Annotated in this window: 1 protein-coding gene; it reads left to right on the top strand. The window is 41.3% G+C overall.

The window, feature by feature from the left end; translation table 11 throughout:
• The coding region (locus AC2Q9J_RS18080; protein ID WP_499042085.1) for a transcriptional repressor at positions 1-250 on the top strand (250 nt) is incomplete at its 5' end.
• Positions 251-264 lie beyond the last annotated feature (14 nt).

The raw sequence follows: 264 nt of genomic DNA, 5'->3' as shown, positions 1-264 counted from the left end.
CACTTTGAAACTGTTTTCGGAGCAGGGGGCTACATTGATGCTTACGATTGATGACCGGAATACGAATTTCGATGCCGACACTTCGCCTCACGCCCACTTCCTTTGCAAAAAATGCGGGCAGATTTACGATCTGGATTGTCCCGATTTTATGAAAGAATCGGAAAATCGGGCAATAGACGAGCATCAGGCAATGGAAGTCCACCTTTATTATAAAGGTATATGTAAGAATTGCTTAAGAAAAGATATATAAGCGTAATTGACTAA

The organism is Planococcus sp. RAB007_Raresut, assembly GCF_057369535.1.
This window is presented reverse-complemented; position numbering and strand designations above follow the sequence as displayed.